General features: G+C 48.0%; 13 protein-coding genes. 7 read left to right on the forward strand and 6 right to left on the reverse strand.

The annotated features are described in order from the left end of the window. The first annotated feature begins 112 nt into the window (after window positions 1-112). The 6 genes from purD (at window position 113) to DWY55_RS16635 (ending at window position 5,513) form a co-directional block, all read left to right on the forward strand. Window positions 113-1,387, forward strand: a complete 1,275-nt coding sequence (purD, locus tag DWY55_RS16610) for a phosphoribosylamine--glycine ligase (protein ID WP_117879067.1) — start codon at window positions 113-115, stop codon at window positions 1,385-1,387. Further along, window positions 1,388-2,383, forward strand: a complete 996-nt coding sequence (locus DWY55_RS16615; RefSeq protein ID WP_005834261.1) for a hypothetical protein — start codon at window positions 1,388-1,390, stop codon at window positions 2,381-2,383. Next, window positions 2,368-2,847 (forward strand): YqaA family protein, encoded by a 480-nt coding sequence (locus DWY55_RS16620; RefSeq protein ID WP_117879068.1) that lies wholly within the window; start codon window positions 2,368-2,370, stop codon window positions 2,845-2,847. The genes DWY55_RS16615 and DWY55_RS16620 overlap by 16 nt, the downstream gene beginning before the upstream one ends. A gap of 162 nt (window positions 2,848-3,009) precedes the next feature. Beyond that, entirely contained in the window at window positions 3,010-3,696 is a 687-nt protein-coding gene (gene mnmD, locus DWY55_RS16625; RefSeq protein WP_117879069.1) for a tRNA (5-methylaminomethyl-2-thiouridine)(34)-methyltransferase MnmD, read from the forward strand. A 70-nt stretch (window positions 3,697-3,766) separates the two neighbouring features. After that, window positions 3,767-4,669, forward strand: a complete 903-nt coding sequence (locus DWY55_RS16630) for a metal ABC transporter solute-binding protein, Zn/Mn family (protein WP_005830983.1) — start codon at window positions 3,767-3,769, stop codon at window positions 4,667-4,669. A gap of 34 nt (window positions 4,670-4,703) precedes the next feature. After that, window positions 4,704-5,513, forward strand: a complete 810-nt coding sequence (locus DWY55_RS16635) for a metal ABC transporter ATP-binding protein (protein WP_005830985.1) — start codon at window positions 4,704-4,706, stop codon at window positions 5,511-5,513. Window positions 5,514-5,595: 82 nt separating this feature from the next. Here DWY55_RS16635 and DWY55_RS16640 read toward each other — a convergent pair whose 3' ends face one another. The 6 genes from DWY55_RS16640 to DWY55_RS16665 form a co-directional block, all read right to left on the reverse strand. Beyond that, window positions 5,596-7,485: a hypothetical protein gene (locus tag DWY55_RS16640; RefSeq protein ID WP_172679951.1), complete on the reverse strand. Its 1,890-nt coding sequence runs from the start codon at window positions 7,483-7,485 to the stop codon at window positions 5,596-5,598. Then, window positions 7,475-10,003, reverse strand: a complete 2,529-nt coding sequence (locus tag DWY55_RS16645) for a glycoside hydrolase family 9 protein (RefSeq protein ID WP_005830988.1) — start codon at window positions 10,001-10,003, stop codon at window positions 7,475-7,477. Before DWY55_RS16645 ends, DWY55_RS16640 begins: the two co-directional genes overlap by 11 nt. A 5-nt stretch (window positions 10,004-10,008) precedes the next feature. Beyond that, the gene (locus DWY55_RS16650) at window positions 10,009-11,253 is read right to left on the reverse strand and encodes an AGE family epimerase/isomerase (RefSeq protein ID WP_035447357.1); all 1,245 of its coding nucleotides are present in this window, start codon (window positions 11,251-11,253) and stop codon (window positions 10,009-10,011) included. A 202-nt stretch (window positions 11,254-11,455) separates the two neighbouring features. Next, entirely contained in the window at window positions 11,456-13,135 is a 1,680-nt protein-coding gene (locus DWY55_RS16655) for a RagB/SusD family nutrient uptake outer membrane protein (protein WP_057253926.1), read from the reverse strand. 24 nt (window positions 13,136-13,159) lie between these two features. Beyond that, window positions 13,160-16,333, reverse strand: coding sequence for a SusC/RagA family TonB-linked outer membrane protein (locus tag DWY55_RS16660; protein WP_227187248.1), 3,174 nt, complete (start codon window positions 16,331-16,333; stop codon window positions 13,160-13,162). Between the two features lie 211 nt (window positions 16,334-16,544). Further along, window positions 16,545-18,920 (reverse strand): TIM-barrel domain-containing protein, encoded by a 2,376-nt coding sequence (locus DWY55_RS16665; RefSeq protein WP_057253911.1) that lies wholly within the window; start codon window positions 18,918-18,920, stop codon window positions 16,545-16,547. Window positions 18,921-19,176: 256 nt separating this feature from the next. On the opposite strand from DWY55_RS16665, the gene DWY55_RS16670 reads away from it, so the two are divergent. Then, a complete protein-coding gene (locus DWY55_RS16670) occupies window positions 19,177-23,088 on the forward strand; it encodes a two-component regulator propeller domain-containing protein (protein WP_057253913.1) in 3,912 nt (1,303 codons plus the stop codon). Window positions 23,089-23,090: the final 2 nt, after the last annotated feature.

The raw sequence follows: 23,090 nt of genomic DNA on the forward strand, positions 1-23,090 counted from the left end.
AAGAAAGAAGAGAATAAAAGAGAGAATAAATCATTAAGTATAACAATCTGTACAACTTACCTGATGCCCCACAGCACAGACAAATTGTACATTGTAAATTGTAAATGAACCCATGAAAGTATTATTATTAGGCTCCGGTGGCCGCGAACACGCTCTGGCATGGAAGATTGCCCAAAGCCCGAAAGTAGAGAAACTATATATTGCGCCCGGCAATGCAGGTACAAGCGAAGCAGGCGAGAATGTGAACCTGAAGGCGACAGACTTTCCCGCACTCAAGGCCTTTGCCCTTGAGAAAGAAATCGACATGATTGTTGTGGGTCCCGAAGACCCGTTGGTACAAGGCATCTTCGACAGCTTCAAGGAAGACCCTGCCACCTGCCATATCGACATCATCGGCCCCACCGCCAAAGGTGCCACACTGGAAGGTAGCAAGGAATTTGCCAAAGGCTTCATGATGCGCCACAACATCCCCACTGCCCGCTACAAGAGCATCACCGCCGACAACTTGCAGGAGGGACTCGACTTCCTCGCTTCCCTCGAAGCGCCTTACGTACTGAAGGCCGACGGACTGTGTGCAGGCAAGGGCGTGCTGATTCTCCCCACACTGGAAGAAGCTCAGAAAGAGCTGAAGGAAATGCTGGGCGGCATGTTCGGCGATGCCAGCGCCACGGTAGTCATTGAAGAGTTCCTCAGCGGCATCGAATGCTCCGTATTCGTGATGACAGACGGCCGCCACTATAAGGTATTGCCCGTAGCCAAAGATTACAAGCGTATCGGCGAAGGCGACAAAGGCCTCAACACCGGCGGTATGGGCAGCGTTACTCCCGTACCTTTTGCCGACGAAACATTTATGGAAAAAGTACGCACCCGCATCATCGAACCTACCGTAAACGGTCTGCTGGAAGAAGAAATCGGCTACCAAGGCTTCATCTTCCTGGGACTTATCAACGTGAAGGGCGAACCGATGGTGATTGAATACAACGTCCGCATGGGCGACCCCGAAACCGAAAGTGTAATGCTGCGTATCAAGAGCGACCTGGTAGACCTACTCGAAGGCGTTGCCCAGGGCGACCTCGACCAGCGTACACTGGAATTCGACCCACGCACAGCCGCTTGCGTCATGCTGGTGAGCGGAGGATATCCGGAAGCCTACGAAAAGGGCAAGGTGATGACCGGATTCGAGAAGGCTGCCGAAACAGACAGCATCCTCTTCCATGCCGGAACAGCCACCAAAGACGGACAGACCGTAACCTCCGGTGGCCGTGTCATCGCCGTCTGCTCCTATGGTGAAACGAAGGAAGAAGCCTTGCAGAAGAGCTACCGCGTGGCCGACATGATAAACTTCGAGAAGAAATATTTCCGTCGCGACATCGGATTTGACTTATAAATGAGAACGAAGAGATTCCAGAACCGGATAACGGCAGGGCGGTTCACACTACCCACCGCTATCCTGATTTCAGTATCCTGCTGGATACTGACCGCTGTTCTGTTGCCCGAGACGGAGACACAGCAAAGCGGATATTCCCTTTGGGAAACATTCTGCGACTTCTGCATCCCCACCTGGGCAAACCGTCTCTTCAGCTTTATTCTGTATGCCGTCATCGGGTACTTCCTAATACAGCTCAACAATACGTTCGCCATCATCCGGATGCGGGCATCGGTACAGACTTCTGTCTACTTCCTGCTGATATCCGTCTGCCCCAGCCTGCACATGCTGTATGCGGGAGACTTGGCAGCCGCCTCCTTCCTGGTGGCACTGTTTTTCCTCTTCAAGAGCTACCAGCAGGCACGGCCCACAGGCAGTCTCTTCCACGCCTTTGTCTTCATCGGACTGGGCAGCCTGCTTTTTCCGCAGCTCATGCTGTTTGTCCCCATCTTCTGGATAGGTGCCTACAACTTCCAGTCTCTCCAACCCAAAAGTTTCTTCGCTTCCTTGGTAGGATGGAGCGTACCCTACTGGCTGTTGCTGGGACACGCCCTCTACTACGGGCAAATGGAACTCTTCTGCCAACCCTTCCGCGAGCTGGTGACCTTCGCTCCCACCCGGTTCGACTATCAGCCGTGGGAACTCGCCACCCTCGGGTATCTCCTTGTTCTGTTCATCGTCAGCGCGGCACACTGTCTCATTGCCGGCTATGAAGACAAGATACGCACCCGAAGCTATCTACACTTCCTCATCCTGCTGAATTTCTGCATCTTTGTCTATATCGGACTGCAACCGGTATTGAGTGTCCACCTGATGTCCTTCCTGCTCATCGGTGTCAGCATCCTGGCGGGACACTTGTTTGTACTGACAAATAGCCGCAGTTCCAATATATTCTTCATTTGTGCATTTATCGGATTATTCATTCTATTAGGATTCAACATATGGACGCTTTTGTAGATACACTCGTACAGCTGCTGATTGACTGGGGATATGTCGGTCTGTTCATCTCTGCCCTATTGGCAGGAAGCATCATTCCGTTCAGTTCCGAGATAGTGATGGTAGCACTGGTCAAGGTCGGTCTGAGCCCGGCACTGTGCGTACTCTCTGCCACCTTGGGAAATACGCTGGGAGGCATGACGTGCTACTACATGGGACGTCTGGGACGTATAGACTGGATTGAGAAATATTTCAAGGTAAAAAGGGAAAAGATAGAACGGATGCAGCATTTCCTCCAAGGGAAAGGGGCACTGATGGCTTCCTTCGCCTTTCTGCCTTTTGTGGGAGAGGCCATAGCCATTGCACTGGGCTTCATGCGCAGTAATCTGATGCTGACCACCACTTCCATGTTTGCAGGGAAGCTGGTGCGCTACATAGCTATGCTGTGGGCACTGCAAGGAGCCATTTCGATGATGAATTATTGACATGTAGTGGGTTTGAGCAATGGATGTATAGATGCAACGCGTTGGATGTATAGATGCAACGTGCTGGATGTATAGATGCAGCACGCTGGATATATAGACGCAACAGCACACTGAACCACAGAGAATTAAATAAAATAAAAACATTCAACAAAAGCAGAAGTGATGCAACGAATCATAGAGAAGACGGAAGACGGAAGTGCGACACTGTTTGTACCGGAACTGAATGAACATTATCATTCGGTAAAAGGGGCACGTACAGAGTCACAGCACATCTTCATCGACATGGGACTGAAAGTATCCGCTACTGCCCGCCCGCATATCCTTGAAATCGGTTTCGGCACCGGGCTGAATGCCCTGCTTACACTGGAAACTGCCGAAAAGGGAAAGAGACCAGTGCACTATACCGGTATCGAACTCTATCCGCTTGCATGGCCGGAGGTGGATGCGCTAAAATATAGCGACAATCCTCTGTTCGAGGAACTGCATCGGGCTGCGTGGGAAGAAGAAGTTGCCATAACTCCTTATTTCACACTGAGAAAAGTGCGGGCAGATGTCGAAACAATAAGCATTGACAGTTTGTTAATGATTAATAAATCTCCGTTCGATGTTGTCTACTTCGATGCCTTTGCACCCGAAAAGCAACCGGGAATGTGGGAGGAAAAAGTCTTCCGGAATATCCATGCCGCCATGAGCACCGATGGCGTGCTGACCACCTACTGCGCCAAAGGAGTAATACGCCGCATGCTGCAAGCCGTAGGATTCAAGGTAGAGCGTCTCCCAGGTCCCCCCGGAGGGAAACGGGAGATACTGAGGGGAAGGAAAGAGGAAGTGATAATGGATAAGGAATAGTTGATAATGGATAGTTGATGCCCCCTGCCACAGCGCAGCCAAATTGTAAATTGTAAATAGTAAATTGTAAATGAAAAAGTTTTGTTTTTTACTCCTCATAGCCACCTTGCTCTTCTCGTGCAAGCAAGGAGGCCAACAGAACAAGAAGAATGACGATAAACCCGTGATTACCGTCACCATCGAGCCGCTGCGGTATTTCACCGAAGCCATTGCCGGCGATGAATTCACCGTCGTCAGCATGGTGCCCAAAGGTTCAAGTCCGGAAACCTACGACCCCACGCCCCAGCAGCTTGTCGACCTTGCCCAAAGCAAGGCCTATTTCCGCATCGGCTACATCGGTTTCGAGCAGACATGGACGGAAAAACTGACGGACAATGCTCCCCACCTGCAATTCTTCGATATGTCCGAGAATGTGGAACTCATTCTGGACGATACCCATGCACATCATCATAAAGACGGGCATGTACACGAAGGCCATACGCACGCCGGTGGTGTGGAACCCCACATCTGGAATTCCACCATCAACGCCCAAATCATTGCCGGAAACATTCTGAATGCACTCTGCGCCATAGACAAAGCCAATGAAAGCGTCTACATGGAACGTTACAACGTACTCATCCGGCAGATAGAGCATACAGACAGCCTCATCTGCCAGATGCTTTCCAGCCCGAATGCCGACCGTGCCTTCATGATTTATCATCCGGCACTTTCCTACTTTGCCCGCGACTACAACCTGAACCAGATTCCTATCGAGGCAGGTGGAAAGGAGCCCTCCCCCGCCCATCTGAAGAGCCTGATAAACTCCTGCAAGAAGGAGAAGGTACGCATCATCTTTGTACAGCCGGAATTCGACCGCCGCAATGCCGACCTTATCGCCCAGCAGACCGGAACCCGGGTAGTGGCTATCAATCCCCTCTCATACGACTGGGAGGAGGAGATGATGAATACGGCCAGAGCGCTTGTAAAAGAGTAAACGATGATTCTGTCCATTTAACGAAGAAGAAGCTATGCCTGCATCCCCCATTATAGAGATAAAGAACCTCAGCGCCGGATACGATAACCGGACCGTACTGCATGATATAAACCTGACTATCTACGAACGTGATTTTCTGGGTATCATCGGTCCCAACGGTGGTGGAAAGACTACCCTTATCAAATGTATACTGGGACTGCTGAAACCCACTACCGGGGAGATTCTATATCACTCCTGCCCTCCATCCCCCTCCGAAATTGCCAATTGTCAATTATCAACTGTCAATTGTCAATTATCCATGGGTTACTTGCCCCAGTACAGCAGCATCGACCGGAAATTTCCCATCACCGTAGAGGAGGTCATCCTTTCAGGACTCAGCAGCAAGAAGCCGCTGGCTTCACGCTTCACCGCCCGACACCGCGAGAAAGCCTCTGCCGTGATAGCCCGCATGGGGCTGGAAGGCATGGAGCAGCGTGCCATCGGCGCTTTGAGCGGCGGACAGTTGCAACGTGCCCTCCTGGGCCGTGCCATCATCTCCGACCCGCAGGTGGTGATTCTCGACGAACCCAGCACATACATCGACAAGCGTTTCGAAGCCCGCCTCTACGAACTGCTGGCAGAGATAAACAAGGATTGCGCCATTATTCTCGTCAGCCACGACATCGGCACGGTGTTGCAGCAAGTCAAGTCCATTGCCTGCGTCAACGAAACCCTGGACTACCATCCCGATACCGGCGTTACGGAAGAATGGCTGGAACGCAACTTCAACTGCCCGATAGAGTTGCTGGGGCACGGGACACTGCCGCACAGGATATTGAAAGAACACAAGCATTCTCACGGATGACTGGAAGCAAAGGAGGCCGACCCATTGTAGAACCGACCTCCCGTTACCCTTCCGAATAACTATCCGACAATCTTCTTACCCGTCATTTATATTGGAAAGCCTTATACGAATGGGGTAGTAATGACAAACGGAAAGAGTTCTTTGGTGTCACCGGACGCCTGCTCTGTACGGGTTCGGCAGGAAGGGGAGCCAGAATATCTCCATTCTCCAGATTTTCCAACCTCGTCACCTCATCATCGGTAACAATACGCACTTCCACCGGTTCATCATTGAAGTTCTCCACCACCAGTGTTTTATTGTCATACACAAACAATCCGACTTTGGAGGGAGCCTCCAGATAGATATCCATATCCCTACTCATAATGCGGCGAATCTCATTCAAGGCTTTTGCCGGAAAATCATATAAATTTCCCATATCATCGGGAATGGTCAATACATATAGATTGCCGGCGGCATAGGGAGCTCTCAACAAAATAGGATACCCCGATACTCCTCCCGTCAACGGACGGCCCGCACTGACTACTTCCCAAGCATCATTCGTATAATACTGAACCTGCGGTATCAATAAATCGCGTCCGGCTTGTCCATATCGGCCAAAATCATTGACAAGAGCTTTCAAATCGGTACAACGCAACTCTACTATTTCGGCAATTTTTTCAGGAATGGCTTTCAGCAAGCCGCTTGTAATCACCACATCCCGTCCGCTTTGCAATTGCTTCCTAATGTCGGTCATGAGCTCCGGAGCTTGAGCCGCCTGGGCAGTCAGCAGCACCACTTGTTGGTCTTTCGGAAAAACGGGACGTATATCCATCGGCAAACCTATCATGCCCAGATAATTCTGCAAGAAATCATCACCCGCCACATGAAAAGGCTTGTAGGACTTGATGCCAATGGGGTTACCCAACTTACCTACCAGTTTATCAGTCTGTTTCAATACAACATCCGCAATGCGTGCCATGGTGGTAGGCTCTATGGAAGTTCCGTTCTTCTGCCGGATAGGGGCAGTCATCTCATCATAATTAAAGCTGGTGCCCATGCCCTGCCAAGGGGTACGGAACCTGGGAGACAACTTCACGCCCAGAAGCTGGTTATAGGCAAAGAGAATGATTTCGGGAGCCTTGGCAAGCATGGTCAGATGCAGCTGCTCAGCATAGCGGTCCATACCCAGATTCAGTCCACCGGAGTCCACCCATCCTCCACCATTGTAGCCCGGACGCAGATTATCAAAATAACGGATAATATTATAGCTTAGATAATTCTGCAGATGCTGGTTGCCGGCAGGGTCCCTTGTTTCGGTACCCGTCCAGACACCGTCAAAGAGTTGGGGACCTTCCTCCAGATTAAAGCCCAAACCTTGGAAATGGTCGTACCAGTTGGGATACTTGATGATTACCTTTACACGAGGATTCACCTTCTTGGCAGGTTTCAGCACAAGGTCGCGCCCGGCTTCAGTCATCAGCTTCAAACGGTATTCCGTCCAGCTCTGCGTACCTTTGGCTTTTATCTCTATGTCCGACTTGCAACTGGTGAAGAAAAAGTCATCCAGAATAAACTCGTCAAAGTGCTTTGCCGTATGTTCTGCAATCTTTCGCACCATCTCACGATGCTCGGGATTGGAATAGCAGAACGTCTCGAAACTGTTCGCCTCGTTGATGGTGTAGGTAATTCCTCCGGCAGTCTCTATTCCCCGGTCATGGAAAAATTTCTTAGCTTGCTCCAGGGTGGCGTCATCCACAATCAGTAAATCACGATGTGTTTCCAAATAAATCTTGTCCACTTCCAACTGTTGTGAAATCACATTCCAAGTCGAATCCAGCCAATGGATGTCCTTCATCTTGTCTACCTCGTAGGCACGTACATAGACCGATACCTTAAAATTGTCATAAGCTTTTGCCTGCATGGCCATAGTGCAGACCATGCAGAGCAGAAAAGCTACAATTACAAACTTATCTACCTTTATTTTACTGTTCATTACCATTCAATATTTTCTGAGATGCCAATACCATATACATAAACCACGTAGCATGTCCGCCCAAACAGTACTCACCTTCCTGCCATAAGAACGGGAAATGAAGTAATTCGGGCAAGTCGGGACGAATCAGATTTGTACCCGGAGACACTCCACCCGGAATATAAGACCAGTCGGCACGGTTGACACCATAGGCGGCTTTCATCGTTTCGGCACCGACTCCCGTTACAAACGCTGCCTGATTACGTCCCGGATGCATACCGAGCAGGTATTGGACAGCATTGAAAATATAGTCCGGTGCAAACAAGTCAGGATAGGCAGCATGCAGGTAACAGTAATTGTAGCCCAGATGCTGGGGTTCCCATGAACCGGAAGAACGGTTACCTCTGTCATGCGGCACTCCATACGGAGTTTTACTGCTATACTCCTGATACATAGCCTGCAACTCCGGCAGTGCTTTGCGAACAGCCTTGCTGAAACGTGCATTTCCCACAGCTTTGTCGAAACGTCCGATGAACCAACCCGTCTGACGGATATTCTTGCAGATGAAATCCTGCTGCTGCAAAACGAAATCACGGTACTCCACTTCCTTTGTCGCCAGATAAAGTTCTACGGCAGCATGTACCTTGGCTGTCAGCACCCGGTTGTTGTCGCAGCGGGTAATCCTGAACAATTCACGGGCTATCTCCAGACAATCCGCTCCCAATGCATCGTTATGTCCCTTCAAGACACGTGAAATACCTGCCAGCCAAGCGGCTACCTGAAGTTCCCTACCAGGGTTGTCTTCCGTAAACACCCAGCGGTCGTCGGCAGTCCCACTGACATGGTCTGTATGGGCCGACGCATCACCCAAGTGTGCATACTGGCGTACGGTAGGACACAGAATCCCTCTGTAGAGACGCCCCAGAGCCTTCCAACCCGCCACTATCGTCAAAGCACCGTTTTCCACCTGCTGCAACAAGTCATTCTTTCCATCCGGCTGGTGAATCTCGACTATCTTCTTTTCAAAATCTATGGAAGTCTCGTCCCAATAGGTACCAAAGTTCTCACAAGCCATGGCAAGTATATAGGCCTCGCCTGCCTGGGATTCCACACGCAGGTCATAGTCCCCCGCATCGTGCCATCCACCCACATTCAGCCCTGGAACCAAATCACCCGGCTGGTACTTACAAAGAGTAGAGGTTCCCTGAGTATATCCGTCTATATGGTTGATATCGGTTTTGGCCATACGTGCATCGTCATGATGACAGAAGTCATGCCATACACGGTATTTTTCGTTCACACGCATGTGGCACATCTGTACCGGCAAAAAGTATTCCACCTCTGCCTGCCAGATACCCTTGTCCCACACATCTTTGGCAATGCGGAACACCGGAGAAGCAGCATCGCCGTACATTACCTGATAGAGCCCTTCTTCCGTCACTTCCGTGAAATCGAACTGCAGATAGTGGTAGCGTTGGAAATCTCCCCAATCCTTGGCAGCCTGCTGCTTTACCAGTTTCCTGCCATCGGCAGCAATGCGATAAAGGGCAGGTTGCTTGAAGTCTGTATCCCGTTTATCCAACTCTATGACAGCCACTTTCTTCTGTCCAGGATGGTAACCTACTTGAGAGGCTTGCACCACCGGTGCATAACGCCAGTCTTTAGTGACTGTCGGACGGATTATCCATTTCACCGCACCTTCCTTTGTCCCTGCCGGGAACTCCGAACGGAGCACAAACCAACCGTTGTTATGATTTATCCTTCCATCATACAGCAACAAGTCTCCTTTCTCACTTTCAATCGTAATCTTTGCCAAATCATCCTGAGGATTGAGTACAAACTTTTTCCCTGCGGCCAAAGGAGCAGAGACGATATCATCGGCAATCATCGGGTTATAAGTCTTTCTATCCAACAGCAACTGGTCCAAATCAGCTTTCCCGTCAGGATTGAAATCTCCGATATGCTCCATATTGGAAGACTGTTTCATGGTGGGCCCCATCGCCTGGTGGGGAAAGACTCCCGTCCGGTTGTCCATAATCCACGGCTTGCCCAGCAAAGTGGAAGGTACCAATTCCAGATTAAAGCCCAACTTGCCGGCAAACCGCTCGGGCACTGGTTGGTCCAAATCAACGGTCAATACCAGATAATCCTTCTCGCCTTTGACCTTAATGGTATAGCCAAAAACAAAATCCGGATAAAGCATCGGATTAAAGCCTGCCATGTGTTTGGCCGAATCCGGATAACTCAATGTGACACGGATTTCATTGTCAGCCTCATCCACCACCCGGCTTCTCATCTTGGGCAATCCCTGCCACTGCCCTTGCGAGATTTCAAAGCGCACATCTCCATTGGCAGCCCTGCGGTCTCCATTCAAAACAAGGGTCAGTCCTCCCTGGTGTCCTTCAGGGTAGACGTCACTGAACACCATCACATTGGCCCCGCCATTCTCAAAATATCCCGATGGATTGATTCTGAAATCCTGGGCGTGCAGCCCCATACAAAGCATCAGTGATGCTGCACCTGCTATAAATTTTTTCATAAATACTATTTTAAACGATTATGTATTTCTACTCCCAAGCGTACCGTATGATATGGGCAACGCCACATACTCACTTTGGGAGTATCCTTCTTGGGTTCTCCATCAAAACAATCACTGTACCATTCACCGTATTCCCGGTCTATCATACAGTCCTTTACGAAAGTCCAAACCGTATCGGCCGATTGCAGATAAACGTCATTCCCGCTGATTTGCCAGGCATTGACACAAGCTATCATCGTTTCAATCTGGCCCCACCATGAGGCATGCCCGGTTGTTCTTCCGCCCTTCTTTTCATACATCATATACCCTTTGTCACTCAGTCCTTCCGCCAAGCAAGCATCCGTCACATCCAGCGCAAGCCGATTCGCCCTATCCATCAGTTGCCGGTCTTCTAACACACGGGCAGCCTCACAAAGCAGCCATCCCGCCTCTACATCATGTCCATAAGAGTCCATCTCAACCAGACTGTTCCATGCATTATCAAAGAACAAATTAAAATGTCTCTTTGAAGAGTCATAAATGCGGTCCATAAACAACTCGGTGCAGAATTCGAGTCTTTTCCTCAGTCCGTCGTCTTTCCAGCACTGATATAAAAGGGTATAAGCCTCCAGCACGTGCAAATGCGCATTCATAGTCTTGGGTGCATTGTTATCATAATTATCCAGTTGTTTCCAATCTTCAGTAAAAGATTCCACATAACCGTCATATTGCGGTTCGCGGCCTTTCTCCTCCAAGGTATGATATAAACCGACAGCCATATCCAGACTCTCGCTGTTACCTGTTGCCAGATAGTGTTCAGCCAGCCCATAGATGGCGTAGGTCATGGCATACGTATATTTGGAAGCATTCAGCACCTCACCGTCAGGATTGACCAGCCAATATACCCCACCATGTTCCTTGTCTATAAATGTATCAATGAAGTAGCGTTGCGATTTATCCGCAAGCTTCAGATAAGCCTCATCCTTAAACGTACGGTATGCGGCAGAAAAACTCCACAGAATCCGGGCATTCAGAACCCCTCCTCTCGGAGCATCCACTACCGGAGTACCATTCCGCAATACAGTTCCATAAAAACCGCCGTCGGGAGCCACTGCATAATCCATCCAAAACGGCAACACGCTGTCTCTGACATTCGTGACAATCTCTGTACGCATGCGTGTCTGCATATCTGTCTCCCCTGAATGCGACCGGCAGCCTGCCAGACAAGACGCAACCAGCAGTGCTATCCAATAAAACATCTTCCTTTCCATAATTATTCTCTAAAACCATCAAACTTTTCCTTGTATAATTCCCCGTTTATCAGAAACTGGTGTTCGTCGTCTCAAGTACTGGTGTTTGTCATGTCAGACACCGGCTTTCATCACGACAGACCCTGACGTCTATCACAACAACTACTGGTGCCTGACATTTCACTCACAAATATTTTATTATTAAGTGTTTATTTATAATTTATCAATATCCCGGATTCTGGTCAGCCTGATTGATGAGCGGGTTGGTCAGAATCTCATTCGTCGGAATCGGGAAGATTTCCTGATAAGCCTCGTGCTCAAAGAAACGGAATGAGTCACCAGTCTGCAGACAAGCCTCTTGTGAAGAGTTGGCTACTGTTTTCGGATATTCGGCGGCAAACCATTCTTTGCACATACCCATACGGCACAAATCATGGTAAAGCGAGAACTCGGCATTGAATTCATGGCGACGCTCTATAATCAGCGCCACCTTCCATACCGGAGAAGTATAGCCTTTGGCTGCTTTATAGCTTGTATAATAGGTCTCTGCATCCGGCACTTCCACCGTCTGGGTATTCAACATGTCGGCGGGTAGGTCAATCATCGTCGCTCCCATCTCCAAATTACCCCAAGCACGGTTACGTATCTGACGTATCATGTTCCATCCGGTAGCGTTGTCACCTGTCTCGAAACAACATTCTGCATAGTCGAGCATGATGCCTGCATAACGCTTCAAAGTCAACGAAATAGGATTGAATACTTTGTTGTTCTCACCTGGCTTGCATCTCCAGTATTTCAAGGAATAAACAGTAGGCATATTTTCGGAACCTTGGAAAAGACCGTCAAAACCACTTGTCACCCCTACAGTCTGCCCGGTAATGGGATGCGTATCCCCTTTGGCAACAGCAGAGTATTGGCGGCGTTTGTCACCCGGTTCAAAGGAACGTACAAACTCCCAAGAAAGACAGAGAGACCCCCAGCCTCCCCATTCGGGTGCCGCACACATATATCCGTACCACATCATGGCATCTGAAGACGAATCGGCTCCCCAGCCCATATATCCTTGTTCATGATACATCACCTCAAATACAGATTCTTTGGTCCAATGTGTATCCCAGGCATGCAGGTTACCGAAGCAGGGCTCCAATGAATAGGTTCCACTGTCCACTATATCCTTTAGTTCCGTCTTGGCTTTCGTAAAGTCTTTCTTCAACATATACAGCTCGGCCAAATAAGCTTTGCAGAACCCCTTGGTTATACGTCCGTATTCACCATTCATGGGTAACCAGTCCAGATGGTCGCGTCCAAAAGACAAATCTTCCTCGATAGCCGCATAAGTCTCATCCACGGATTCCGGACGTGCCTTTCCTACCGAAGTAGTATAGGTTTCACCGGTAAGCAACATCGGTACCCTTCCGAAAAGTTTCGTCAGGTAAAGGTAGTTATAACCGCGGATGGCACGTGCTTGCGCTTCATAAACGGTCTTGGAATTGCTGTCCGCAAATATAGAGGCATCCGCCGTCTCCAGGCCAGCCAGGAAACGGTTTGCACGGTCCACTGCACGATAACTCATCCGCCATGCAGTCTCCAGGGAACCCTTATCGGGTTTCCAGGCATGACGCTGCCATTCCGCATCCCAACCGGAAGCCTGACAGTCCATCGTAGAATGGTTGGCAGCAAATACCTGAGGCTTGAATCCCCATGTTTCGTCATCACCGGAACCGTGCTGGTCCGTATAAAAGGTATCATAAAGTCCGTTCAATCCGGAAAGGACATTCTCCTCCGTTTTAAACATGAAATCCGCCGGAAGAATATCGTAATGATCCACTTCCAAATAATCGTCACAAGACGTTACGGTGCTTAAGGCCAGCACACCGATCAACAGTTTATATAAGTTTTTCATAATCATATTTTTTATCCGTTAGTATTAGAACTGTACACTCAGACCGAAAGTAACCGACATCGGGAACGGATAACGTCCTCCGTCAAATCCCGAATACAATACATTGGAGTCACCAACTTCCGGATCGCCGAACTTATTGTACGAAGAGATGGTACATACATTGTCGACACTGGCAAATACGCGTGCATTTTCCATTTTCACCGGTTTCAGCACATTCTTCGGGAATGTATATCCTATCTGAATATTTGAAATCTTCAGATAATCCCCCTTCTGGATGTAGGCGTCGGACACACGCATGTTCTTATTATAGTCTGTCTTGGTGATACGCGGATATTTGGCGCCGGTATTCGAAGATGACCATGCATTATTGATATATTCCTTCAGTACATTCTGATAACCGCCGTCGGGTGCATAGACTGAGGTCAAGCGGGCCGAAGAATAAGAAAGGATATCCATACCGGCTACACCGTACAAGTTCATCGAGAAATCAAAGTTTTTCCAGGAAGCGGTAAGGTTCATTCCGTAAGTGAACTTGGGATATCCATTGCCTATAACAGTACGGTCGGCATCGGTAATCTGCCCGTCACCATTCAAATCAACAAACTTATAGTCGCCGGGCTGGGTAGTCTTGTCCTGATATACACCACTTTCAACTCCCTTTTCAACCGCCAGCCTATTCATTTCATCAATTTCGGCCTGGGTTCTGAAAATGCCTTCTACCTTCCAGCCATAGTAGGAACCTACAGGATAGCCGTTCTGTGTAATGGAGTGGTTGTCCCAGTTGTCGCCATCTTGTGCTGACCCTGACTTGCTGAATATCGGATCGCCGACTTCAATAGCCTCGTTCTTCAGGGTAGACCCATTCAGCCTTATGCCGATATTCCAATCGCTGAAGCTCTTGTTCCACGCAGCAGTAAACTCGAAACCTGAGTTACGGATATGTCCCGCGTTAGTATAGACATTGGAGAAACCGGTAGAAGGACGAATCTGGCGATACAGAAGCAGATCCTTTGCGTCACGGATAAAGTAATCGGCAGAGAAAGAAAGCTCATTGTTCATAAAGGCAAAATCAATACCGATATTTGTCTGCTCATTGGTTTCCCATTTCAGGTTGGTATCAATTTCTTTCTGCTGGGCAATACCGGCACCGTTAATCACACTCGAACCATTAAAGAACCAGTACATTGCATTTGCCGAAGACAACTGTGCTATGGACAAGTTGGTACCATTGCCCGCATTACCGGTCTGTCCCCATCCGGCACGCAACTTCAAGTTACTGAACAGTTCTAAATCCTTAATGAACTTTTCCTCGGAAAGACGCCAAGCTACAGAAGCGGAAGGGAATGTACCATAACGATTGCCGGCACCAAAGTTCGAAGAACCGTCGCGGCGTACCGTTGCAGTCACAATATAGCGGTCGTTCAAAGTATAAGTCAGACGGCCGAAGTAAGAAAGGAATCTTGTCTTCAAATCCAGCCCACCATCCGTTTGCTTAGACGATGGGTCATTGGTCAATGAAATTTTGCGGATGTTGTCTGCCGGGAAATCGTTGGCACTGGAATTCAGCCAGGCACCGTTCGTATCGCTGGTAGAGAAACCGGCCATTGCACTTACGCGGTGATGCTCATTGGACCAGTCATAGTTCAAGAACGCTTCCAGACCGAGTGAAGTGGACTGGCTCTGGTTCAGCGAGAACGAGTCCTTACGGTCTTGAGTTCCAAAGGTTCTATCATTATAGGCTGTATAGCCATTATAACCTTTTGTATAATAATTATAACTGGCAATAGTTTTGAAGGTCAACCCTTTGTACAAATCGAGTTGTAGGAAAGCACTGGCGAGCAGACGGTCCCATTTATTGATGCTGTCGGCAGTCTTGGCAGCAGCAACCAGATTGTCAGCTCCCTTGTTCACATCCCCATTACCTTCTTTCTTGTAATGTCCCCAAGTACCGTCGGGCAACACAATAGGCATGGAATAGAAAACACCGTCCTCTACATAATCCATGGTTGGAATGGCTTGTGCATAGTTTCTCAGGTTGCCTCCTCCCATCTTTTCCGAATGTGCATAGTTCAAGTTCAAGCCTACATGCAGAAAGTCTTTCACTTTGTGAGTGATATTAGCGCGTGCCGTCAAGCGTTTAAAATTCGACTCAATCACGATACCCTGGTTGTTCAAATAACCCAGAGATAAGTTGGCTTGGGTATTTTCGCTGCCTCCCGAAGCAGAAAGGTTATAGTTCTGCTGTAATGCCGTGCGTGACATTTCATCCTGCCAGTCAATGCTGTTCAGTCTGCCTATGTAATCCTCGCCATATGCCAGATTGGTCATGGCAATACCGTCATTCTTGACGGCGGAACGTACAGCACTTGCAAACAAGCCCGCATCAGCCACATCAATCTTATTCGAATTGAACTGGAGGGCATAGTTGGCCGAAAAGTTCACCTTTGCCTTCCCCTTACCACCGTTCTTGGTAGTAATCATAATGACGCCATTGGCACCGCGAGTACCATAGATTGCCGTAGCCGAAGCATCCTTCAGAATTTCGATGGACTCTACATCATTAGGATTCAAGAAATCGATGGAAGTTCCTACCTGCACACCGTCCACTACATAGAGTGGGTCGGCAGAACCATTCACGGTTGCCACACCGCGGATACGGATGGAGAAACCTCCTTCCGGGTCACCGGAAGAACGGATGACAGATACACCTGCCGCAGCTCCCTGCAAACCTTGTCCCAAGTTCACCGGATTCCGCTTCATCATTTCCTCCGCATTCACGGAAGCCACAGAACCGGTGAGGTCGGATTTCTTCATCGTACCGTAGCCCACAACAACTACCTCATCCAAGGTTTCGGTATCCTCCTTTAAAGTAATTTTCAGAGCATTCATATTCCCGGTTACTTTGACCGTTCGCGCCAGATAACCGATGTAACTGGTCTTCAGCGTAGAACCTACGGGACACTGCAAGGAGAAGTTACCGTCCAAATCGGTAATCATACCGTTTGTCGTACCTTCCACAATGACATTGGCACCGATGATGGGCTCGCCTTTCTCATCCACCACTTGGCCCTTCACAGTAACTACACTCTGCTGTACGACAGTGACACCTGCAAACGGCTGTACGCTTGTTGCAAAGAGAGGTCCGGCACATGCCAGCGATACTGACATGATACCCAAATACTTCATCACATTTCTCATAAATACTAAATACTTAGGTTTAACAAATACCCCGGTCATAAGCACATCGGGAAAAAGATATGCGACACAATTTTGTGCCACTATAGAGGCACTGCCGTGCCATTGGGAAGGCACATCTGTGCCACCATAGTGGCACAGATTTCGGTAACTATATCCCTTTCTCTTCCATACCGACAGGGGTGAATTCAATATAGATTTTCAAAGATTAAGTTCAGAAACTCAGGGAAGTGCCTTCAACCTGGTTCAACAGTTGCGGTTTGGCCTTTCCACAATCCACTTTCACAACCTGAATACGGTTGTCGGCAGGTAGACAAACCAATCCTTCTGCCTGCTTCTTGTCAGCACTGTATACCTTCAGGCTCATTTTACTCCAATCCATCTCAGCAGTGGACTGCGCCAACTTCAGATGAGGAAGTACCGAACCGTCACGTACCAGCATGATTATCGGCAGACTGCCTGCTTCAATCCGGTGCCATCCGCCTTCGTAGACTTTCTCTGTCTGGTAGTCTATCCATTTTCCTTCGGGAAGGTAAACTGTGCGGCCCGTCATACCGGATTCAAGCAAGGGGGCAACCAGAATCTGCGAACCGAAGAGATACTCGTCATCCACTTTCCATGCTCCCGGATCATCGGGGAATTCTACAAACAAGGCTCTTAGCATCGGTAAGCCCTTTTCTGTACATTCCTTAGCCTGAGCATACACATAAGGCATCAGACGGTACTTCATCTCCGCACTCTTGCGGAAGACATCCTGCACACGCTTGCTGTCGTACAACCACGGCTCTGTCGGAGGTGCCCCATGCGCGCGGGTATGGGAAGTAAGAAAACCGAACGGTATCCAGCGGCAATACAAGTCCTCCGGAGTGGATTTTACAAAGCCGCCCATATCATGGCTCCAGAAGGAGAAACCGGACAAGCCGAAGGACAAGCCTGCACGAAGCGTACCCAGCAGACCCGTGTTCGTAGTTGCAGCATCACCGCCCCAATGCAATGGATAACGCTGGGAACCAGCCCATGCGGCACGTGCCCACATTATATTCTCGTTGTGCAACTTCTTGGTTATCTCGGACACTGCCATATCATAACGCACCGGATAGAGGTTATGCTCATACCATCCGCTCTTGCCGGAAGCGTAAATACCATTCAGTGGAGCAGCCTCGCCAAAGTCTACTTTAATGGCACTGACACCGATATTCAGCAATCCCGCCAGTTTGTCCTGATACCACTTTACTGTTTCCGGATTGGAAAAATCAAGCACCACATCTTCGTAGGGAAGTTCACCATTTCCATTTTTCACATACATGTCTTTCTCTATCAGTTCAGAGAAATAACGGTTTTTAGGAGTGAAATAAGGCAACTGCCACAAACATACATGGAAACCTTGTGACCTCAAATCCTTCAACATCTGCTGTGGATTCTGGAAACGGTTCTCGGAGAATTTATAGTCACACTGCCAGTCCACATCAAACCAGCCGGTATCGAAATGGATAACATCGCACGGATACTTGTTCTTACGGATATTGGCCGCTACATCATAACCTTCCTTTTCACTGAAATAGGTAATACGGCTCATCCACGTACCGAAAGACCACAAGGGGGGCATGCCCGGCTTTCCTACCAAATCGGTGTACTCGTCCAGAATATCTTTCGGCTCGCCGAAGAAAACGAACAAATCCAGGTTCTCGTCACCCATGAACATTTTGTTCAGCCCAATATAGGTAGCACCAAAATCACAAGTCACGGGAGCGGATGTATGCATAAACATACCATATCCCCGGTTACTCATAAAGAAAGGAATCGGTTTGTACATTTGGTCCGTCTCAGGCCCTTGTGGGTCTGTAACGAACAAGTTCACCTTCTGTCCGGCCTTGTTCAGCCCAGTGGCAGACTCTCCGCAACCAAAAATCATTTCATCTGCAGTCAAGGTAAATACCGGATTGATGCGGCGAGCATTGTCGCTTCCCCGCTTCACAAAACAGAACGGCGTATATTTTACCTGCGTAGAGTCCGCGTCGCTCAAAGCGGCAGTCTGGCTCAAGATACGTCCGGCTTTATCCTTCAAGACGATTCTCCAAGGATTCTTGTTAATCTGAATGGTTCCATAGTCGCTGGAATAGATAATCTTGTCATTCGTCTCGATAACTTTCCAGCTTCCATCCCTGCCCGGTTCCTTTGCCAACATGATGGAAGCGGCAGGTTTGGGTTCCACCGGGGTCGTTAGCATACGGATACGTACCGTACGCGGAGTTACAAAGTCAATCTTGAATTTGAGGTTAGGGTCATTTTCATAGGCAGTGAAGGGGAAATCGAGCATTCTCATTTTACGGGGCTGTGCACCGTTGGTATTGAAGGCTTGGCGGGGCATCAGATGCCCGCGTTTCCAATTCACCAGCCCTTCACCCGACTTGGCATCGAATGACTCCAGGTGATCTGCAAAAAACAAGGTATTACTCAAGTCACGGAAATCGGTACTCATGTCCAGAGGTTGGTTCATCAAATACGAAGTACCGTCATTGACATGTGGCTGTGCCAACAGATTGCCACCGGCAAACAACAGCATCGCCACTGCTAAAAGTTCTTTCTTCATACTATTAGGATTTAAATGATCTCGCCTGCAAATGTATTTTTCTTAAAGGAAACACAGATGCCTTAAAAATGTCTTTTAATATCCGGTTTTGTTTCATAGAACCCATATAGGGCCATTGGAAACAAAATGCATACTATTTTTCACCAAACGGAGGATATCATCCCACACGAATACGCAAATCTTTCCTTGCTCGTTCGAAGGATTATATTTAAGTTTGCAGTTACAATATTGTTAATCCTTCTAATAAAGAAAATACATGAAACAACTGCTCCTATTCCTTATATGCAACCTGGCCTTCCTCCTTACTGTTCAAGGTAACTCAGCGGAAATCCCGCCGGCTGTCATGTTCAAGCAGCTCTCTACAACAGAAGGACTCTCCAACAACAGTGTCCGAAGCATCTACAGAGACAATAGGGGATTCCTCTGGGTGGGGACAGAATCAGGACTCAACAAATACGACGGCTACTCCTTCCAGCAGTATTACCAGAACAACTCCGACCTGCCGGACGATGCCATCAGCGAAATTTTCGAAGGACCGGACGACAATGTATGGATAAGGACTTCCAGCGGCTACAGTATCTATAATTATAAGACCGGTGAATTCGACAATGACTATAAACCCATACTCGATGGGTTGCAAATCCCCAGTAAAAACATTCTGAGGATGGGAAAAACATCCAAGAATGAGTTTTGGGCCTACGACTATTCCAAACTTTACATACGAAGCATGGACAACAACTCCATCAAAGCCTATCCATTGGCAGTTGAAAAGATTTCAAACCTCTATATAGGTGTCCAGTTCATTTATATAATGTACTCCAACGGTACCCTATACAGTATCAGCAAGCAGACTTCCGAAGTCAAGGAAATAGCCATTCCCACCATCTATAGACCTTTGCTGGAGAATCATGAGCCACACATTTACATAGACCAAAACGAAAGCCTATGGGTATACACCTTCCAAAACAGCCTACTTTTGCACAAGAACAGTTTTACACAGCAATGGGAGGACATCAGCCTGAACAATAACACTCACATACAGTACAATCGCGTGCAACGCATCCTCGACCTGGGAGACGGCAACGTATGGATACTTACCAGCCATATGGGGCTGTTCGTTTACAACACCCTGACCAAATCGCTTACCAACTTGGTGCACAATCCATTGAAACCGCACACCATTGCCAGCAACAATCTGAATACCATTTACCGGGACAAAGACGGAACCATATACATAGGGAATTTCAAACACGGTATTTCCTATTATAGCCCCATGTCCCAAATCATACTATGCAACAAATCCCTGGAATATGATGATATCCTGACCTTCTGCGAAGACACCAGCCAGGAATACATTTACTACGGAACAGACGGTACGGGACTAATCCGACGTTCACTAGTGACCGATTCATACGAAAAGATAGCAACTCCCGCCAATATTGTAGTCGACTTATCCATCGACTCCAAAAACCGCCTATGGATAGGCACCTTCCAGAAAGGACTGCTATGCTACTCGAAAGGGCAAATCAAACAATACACAGTAAGTAACAGCCAGCTTCTCGAGAACAATGTGTATACAGTAAAGGTAGACAAACACGGATACATCTGGATAGGTACCATGAAAGGATACATACAGAGGTTAAATCCGGAAACCGGGCAGTTTGACACCATCTTGTACCGTCCGGGAGAATTCTTTGTCCGAGATATGTACTATGATAAAGACAGTACCCTTTACGTAGCGACCAAAGGAGGACTCATTATCATCGATACGGAAACCCAAGCCTATAATATCTACGCCGAAGCCGGCCGCTTCAAGGAGAACAATATGCTCACTGTCTATAAGGACAGCCGGGACCTTCTTTGGATAGGACATCCACACGGACTGAGTATATGGAACCAGAAGAACGACTCCATCTACTTCCTTGACCAGAAAAACGGACTTGCCGCCAACCTCGTCAGAGCCGTCACGGAAGACAACAACAACCAGATGTGGATTGGTACCGGCAACGGCATCTCACGAATCAAAATAACAAACGGTACATACGCCATCGTGAACTACTCCGTAAGCGACGGACTGATATGCAACGATACCAATGTCCACGCCATCCTCAAGCTACAGAACGGCAATATACTGATAGGCACGCCACAAGGTTACCAGACTATCATTCCACAAGACATCCTGACCACAAGTTATGATGCCAATATTTACCTTACCGGTATTGAGCTCAAATCCGGAATGACCCATCCGGACATCCTGAACGGCAGCTCACTTGAATGTGCACAACATCTTTCCTTCACTGAAAAGGAAAATTCATTCACTCTGTCCTTCTCTGCCCTCGACCTGGTGGAAACGGATAAGATAAAATATGCCTATAAGATTCATTCCAACTGGATTTATGCTGAAAACAACAAAGTAAACCTATCCATGCTGACTGCCGGAAACTATACTTTATCCGTCAAGGCATGCAACTCACAAGGCATATGGAGCCCCAACGTCAAGGAACTGAAAATAAAGATACTCCCTCCTTGGTGGCGCACTTGGTGGGCTTATACCATATATAGCGGTATCGTTTTGTGCATCCTTCTGTCCATTATCCGCAATCTGCGCTTACGCCAAAAGCAGAAACAAATCATGCAGGCCATCGAGGTGGAAAATGAAAGGCAGCAGAAAATCAACAATATGAAACTGCAGTTCTTTGCCAACATAAGTCACGAACTGCGGACTCCCTTGTCACTTATCATCAATCCGCTTGAAGAGTTTTTCGTAGACCATCCCGAATATCGTAAAGGCATTCTGGATATGGTCAAACAAAATGCCGACTATCTGCTGGAACTGATTAACCAACTGCTGGATTTCAGAAAGCTGGATGCCAAGGCTGAAACCCTGAAATGCAAACATGACAACATCCTTATCATTCTGAGTGAAATATTCCACTCTTTCGATCCGATAGCACAGAAACGGAACATCAGCTATAGCCTTACCGCTCCACAACATTCTGTATTCATGGATTTTGACTATGACAAGATACGCAAGATATGCACAAATATCCTGTCAAATGCATTCAAGTTCACTCCCAATAAAGGAAGCATCTCACTGGATATTGCCGTAAGAGGCACAAATCTGGAACTGACCTTTACCGACACCGGTTGCGGCATAGAGGATGAAGCCAAGGAGAAAATATTCCAAAGATTCTATCAGTCGGGCAAAAACCAGTCGAACAACGGAGGCAGCGGCATTGGACTGCACATTGTTTCCGAATACGTAAAGATGCATCAGGGTACTGTCTGTGTCAGGGATAACCAGCCTTGTGGTTCTGTATTCCTGATTGCCCTACCCCTACACCAGAACAGTAATGAAACCAAAAACGGAGAACCGGTCGAAGGACCGGAAATAAAAGAAGAATCCCATCCATTCACCATACTACTCGTAGATGACAACTACGACTTCTTGAAATTTCTCTCTGAAAGTCTTGCCAGGCAGTATCATGTATTAAAAGCCACAAACGGAAAACATGCACTGAATGTACTGGAAAAGGAAGATATTGATTTAGTGGTCAGTGACATCATGATGCCCGAGATGGATGGTCTGGAACTATGTTCAACCATCAAGAATGACATACGCTACTCCCATATCCCCATTATCCTCCTGACAGCTAAGGCAAGTGAAGAACACCAATTGGAAGGGCTTAGCGTTGGCGCAGACGACTATATCACCAAGCCTTTCAATATGGAAGTCCTCAAGCTGCGCATCAACAAGATTATCGAGATGAACGTCAAACGTCAGGAAATATTCAATCAGGACATTAAAATCGAGCCAAGCCGTATCACCATCACTCCCCTTGACCAGCAGCTGGTGGAAAAAGCCATCCAGATTGTAGAGGACAATATCAGCGAAACCGAGTTTTCCGTCGAGGAGCTTGCCAGCAGCCTGAATATATCACGCAGCTATTTCTACAAGAAAATGATTAAGATAACGGGAAAGAAACCCATCGAATTCATCAGGACCATCCGTATGAAACGTGCACAACAACTCTTGACAGAAAGCCAGATGCAAGTTTCGGAAATTGCATATACCTTGGGGTATAACTCCCCCAAGATATTCTCCAAACATTTTAAAGAAGAGTTCAACATCAGCCCATCCGAATTTATAAGGCAGCAGGCTGAATAGAA

The organism is Bacteroides sp. AF25-38AC (assembly GCF_003602995.1).
In the GTDB taxonomy this organism is placed as follows: Bacteria; Bacteroidota; Bacteroidia; order Bacteroidales; family Bacteroidaceae; genus Bacteroides; species Bacteroides uniformis.